This is a genomic window from Rudaea sp., assembly GCF_036383415.1.
In the GTDB taxonomy this organism is placed as follows: Bacteria; Pseudomonadota; Gammaproteobacteria; order Xanthomonadales; family Rhodanobacteraceae; genus Rudaea.
This window is the reverse complement of record NZ_DASVOK010000146.1, coordinates 1-3188: the sequence shown is the minus strand read 5'-3', so window position 1 is coordinate 3188 and position 3188 is coordinate 1. Positions and strand designations below refer to the sequence as shown.

Below are 3188 nucleotides of genomic sequence, written 5' to 3'. Positions count from 1 at the left end.
CCCATCATGCGCAAAGAGCGTGTCGGGGAGACCCGAGCTGCGCGCGATCCCTTGCGCTCCCGCCGCCTCCAGCGCAACCGTGACCAGGCTGTCGCTGGAATCGCCGGCATAGCCGTCGGCGCGATGCTGCGTGATGGATTCGCGCGGTCCGCCGAGCGCCGAAAGCGTCCACATCGCGGACGAACCCCAGCCGTGGTCCGTGAGCCATCGCGCGAGATCGGACGCCGCGCTGCCATCGCGCACCAGGCAGATGATCCGTGCATCGCGCACCAGATGCGGCAACAGCCGTTCAAACGGTGCGGCATGAAGGCCGAGACAGATGACATTCTCGAGCCGCCAGCCCAACCGTGCCGCCGCCAGCGAGAACGTCGACGGCGCGGAATGCGCGATCCACTCGCCGACCTGCAGCTTCCCGACAAGGCTGCCACCGACGCCATGCCAGAACGGATCGCCCGAGGCGAGAACAACAGTCGGTCGCCCCCGGCATTCGAGCACGATCTCCGCATCGAACGGCACCGGCCAGGCGCGCCCCCGGTCGGTGATCCCGGCCAGCGCAAGGTGCCGCTCACCGCCGAACACCGTTTCGGCTTCACCAAGCGCCTTTCGGCTTGCTTCCGAGAGGCCGGCAAGGCCATCTTCGCCGATGCCGATGATGGTCAACCACGGATTACCCATGATGCGCGCCCTGATCCTGGGCGGAACGGCCGACGCCAATTCGCTTGCCGCGACGATCGCGCGCGCGGGCATCGACGCGGTCTATTCCTATGGCGGGCGCACCACAGCTCCTGCCGAACAACCGCTGCCGACGCGGATCGGCGGCTTCGGCGGCGTCAGCGGTCTTGCGGACTATCTGCGCCGCGAAGGCATCACCCATGTGATCGACGCGACGCATCCCTTCGCCGCCGAGATGAGCCGCAACGCGATCGCCGCCTGCGCGCAAACCGCAACGCCGCTGCTCGCGCTCGAACGTGCGCCCTGGGACAAAACATCCGGCGATCGCTGGATCGAGGTCGCGGACGTCGTCTCCGCTGTCGCGGCGCTGCCGGACAGCCCCGCCAACGTGTTCCTCGCGATCGGTCGCCAGCACATCGCGCCCTTCGGCAGCCGGCCGCAGCATGCCTACACGTTGCGTTTCGTCGACCCACCGGAGGGAGCGCTGCCATTGCCCGACGCGGATGTCATCGTCTCGCGCGGCCCATTCACGCTCGACAACGAGCTCGAGACGATGCGCGCGCGCGCGATCGCGTGGATCGTCGCCCGCAATTCCGGCGGAGCCGGCGCGCGCGCCAAGATCGACGCCGCCCGCGCGCGTGGCCTTCCCGTCATCATGATCACGCGGCCGCTGCTGCCCGAGCGGCCGCGGGTCGAGAGCGTGAGCGAGGTGATGGCATGGCTCGGTCATCGGACCTGCCTCGGCGCATAGACCCAGCGGCCGACCCGCCGCGTCGCCGAATTGCAGACGATCACAAGCGTGCGCATATCGGCCATCTCGGGCTTGGCGTCGCGCAGTTCGACGGTTTCGATGCGCTGCTCGGGCGTGCTGACGGCGCGCGCGAAAATCACGATACGCTCGCCACAGCCTGCCTCTTTCAAGATCTCGAGCGTCCGCGCAAAACCTTCCGGCCGGCTCGCCGAGCGCGGATTGTACATCGCGATCGCGAAATCGGCTTCGGCCGCGAGCCGCAGGCGCTGCTCGATCAGTGGCCATGGCTTGAGATTGTCAGACAGGTTGATCGCGCAAAAATCGTGACCGAGCGGCGCGCCGGCACTCGCCGCCGCCGCCAGCATCGCCGTCACGCCGGGGAGAACGCGGATCGGCAGGTCGTGCCATTGCGGCGCGTCCTCGAGCGCCTCAAACACGGCCGAGGCCATCGCAAACACGCCCGGATCGCCCGACGACACCACGACGACGGCGCGCCCCTCGGCTGCAAGCCGCAGCGCCTCGCCGGCGCGCTGTAGCTCCACGCGATTATCCGAGGGATGCAGCGTGAGCCCGGCGCGCGGCGGCACGCGGGTGACATAGGGCGCATAGCCGACGATATCGGTCGCCATTGCGAGCGCAGCGGAGACCTCCGGCGTGATCAGCGCCTCGTCGCCCGGCCCCAGTCCGACGATGGTCAGCGTGCCGGTCATTGCGCGGCCTCCCTGCGCCGCCCCTGCCCGTGCACCAGCACGATCGCAAAATACGGACCGTCGGCCTCAGCGAGATCGGCGAGCCGGGCGACGCGCTGATCCGGCATGGTGCCGCGTTCGACGAGCCACGCATCGTCGAGGCGCCCTGCGGAGGCGAGCGCGCGGCGGATCTTCGTCAGATTGCGGCCGGTCTTCATGACGACCAGTGCGTCGGAGCCGCGCATCCGTTGCTCAAGCTCCGCTTCCGGCAGCGTGCCCATCAGCACGGTGGTGACATCGTCGGCAAGCGCGATCGGCTGGCCGACCGCGTTCCAGCAACCGACCATGCCGGGAATGCCGGCGATCACCTCGATCTCAACCCGCCCCTGCAGGCGCGCATGCAGATGCATGAACGAGCCATAGAAATAGGGATCGCCCTCGCAGAGCACGACGATGTCGACCGCGCGCGCAAGCCGCGCCAGGCGCTCGGTCCATTCGTCATAGAACCCCGCGAGCAGCCGCGCATAGTCCGGATTGTCGAAAGCGATCTCCGTGGTGACCGGATATTCCATCGGATATTCGTTGACGTCAGCGGCGAGCAGGCCATCCACAATGCGCCGCGCCTGTCCGAGTTGCCCCTTCTTGCGAAAATAGGCGACGTGCTTGGCGGCACGCACAACGCGGTCGGCGCGCACGCTCATCAGATCCGGATCGCCTGGGCCAAGCCCGCAGCAGATGATGCGCCCCATCGCTATTCGCTCCGGCTCGCCAGCGCGTTGACGGCGGCGACCGTGATCGCCGAACCACCGAGACGCCCCTCGACCGTCAGCGCCGGCACCGGCGGCGCGGCCATCAACGCCGCCTTTGACTCGGCGGCACCGACGAAGCCGACCGGACAGCCGATGATCGCCGCCGGTCGCGGACAGTCGGAATCTTCCAGCATGTTGAGCAGATGGAACAGCGCCGTCGGCGCGTTGCCGATCGCAACGATCGCGCCGGCCAGATGCGGCCGCCACAGTTCGAGCGCCGCCGCCGAGCGCGTGTTGTGCATCGATTGCGCGAGTGCAGGAACCTTG

5 protein-coding genes are annotated in these 3188 nt (G+C 68.4%); 1 reads left to right on the top strand and 4 read right to left on the bottom strand.

Going from position 1 to position 3188, the window contains the following annotated elements:
- Nucleotides 1-660, bottom strand: a 660-nt coding sequence (cbiE, locus tag VF497_RS05755; protein ID WP_330886674.1) for a precorrin-6y C5,15-methyltransferase (decarboxylating) subunit CbiE, incomplete at its 3' end; no start/stop codon positions are given.
- On the opposite strand from cbiE, the gene VF497_RS05750 reads away from it, so the two are divergent.
- A complete protein-coding gene (locus VF497_RS05750) occupies nucleotides 644-1423 on the top strand; it encodes a cobalt-precorrin-6A reductase (protein ID WP_330886673.1) in 780 nt (259 codons plus the stop codon). The two genes, cbiE and VF497_RS05750, sit on opposite strands and share 17 nt — an antisense overlap.
- Here the strand turns inward: VF497_RS05750 and cobJ are convergent.
- The 3 genes from cobJ to VF497_RS05735 form a co-directional block, all read right to left on the bottom strand.
- Nucleotides 1399-2133, bottom strand: coding sequence for a precorrin-3B C(17)-methyltransferase (gene cobJ / locus VF497_RS05745; RefSeq protein WP_330886672.1), 735 nt, complete (start codon nucleotides 2131-2133; stop codon nucleotides 1399-1401). The two genes, VF497_RS05750 and cobJ, sit on opposite strands and share 25 nt — an antisense overlap.
- On the bottom strand, nucleotides 2130-2861 hold the full coding sequence (locus VF497_RS05740; RefSeq protein WP_330886671.1) for a precorrin-2 C(20)-methyltransferase: 732 nt from the start codon (nucleotides 2859-2861) through the stop codon (nucleotides 2130-2132). The genes cobJ and VF497_RS05740 overlap by 4 nt, the downstream gene beginning before the upstream one ends.
- 2 nt (nucleotides 2862-2863) lie before the next feature.
- A partial coding sequence (locus tag VF497_RS05735) for a precorrin-8X methylmutase (RefSeq protein ID WP_330886670.1) occupies nucleotides 2864-3188 on the bottom strand: 325 nt, incomplete at its 5' end.

Bases quoted from the DNA above. Each gene is read 5' to 3' on its own strand.
- VF497_RS05750 (WP_330886673.1), top strand. From the start codon at position 644: ATGCCGATGATGGTCAACCACGGATTACCCATGATGCGCGCCCTGATC.
- cobJ (WP_330886672.1), bottom strand. From the start codon at position 2,133: ATGACCGGCACGCTGACCATCGTCGGACTGGGGCCGGGCGACGAGGCG.
- VF497_RS05740 (WP_330886671.1), bottom strand. From the start codon at position 2,861: ATGGGGCGCATCATCTGCTGCGGGCTTGGCCCAGGCGATCCGGATCTG.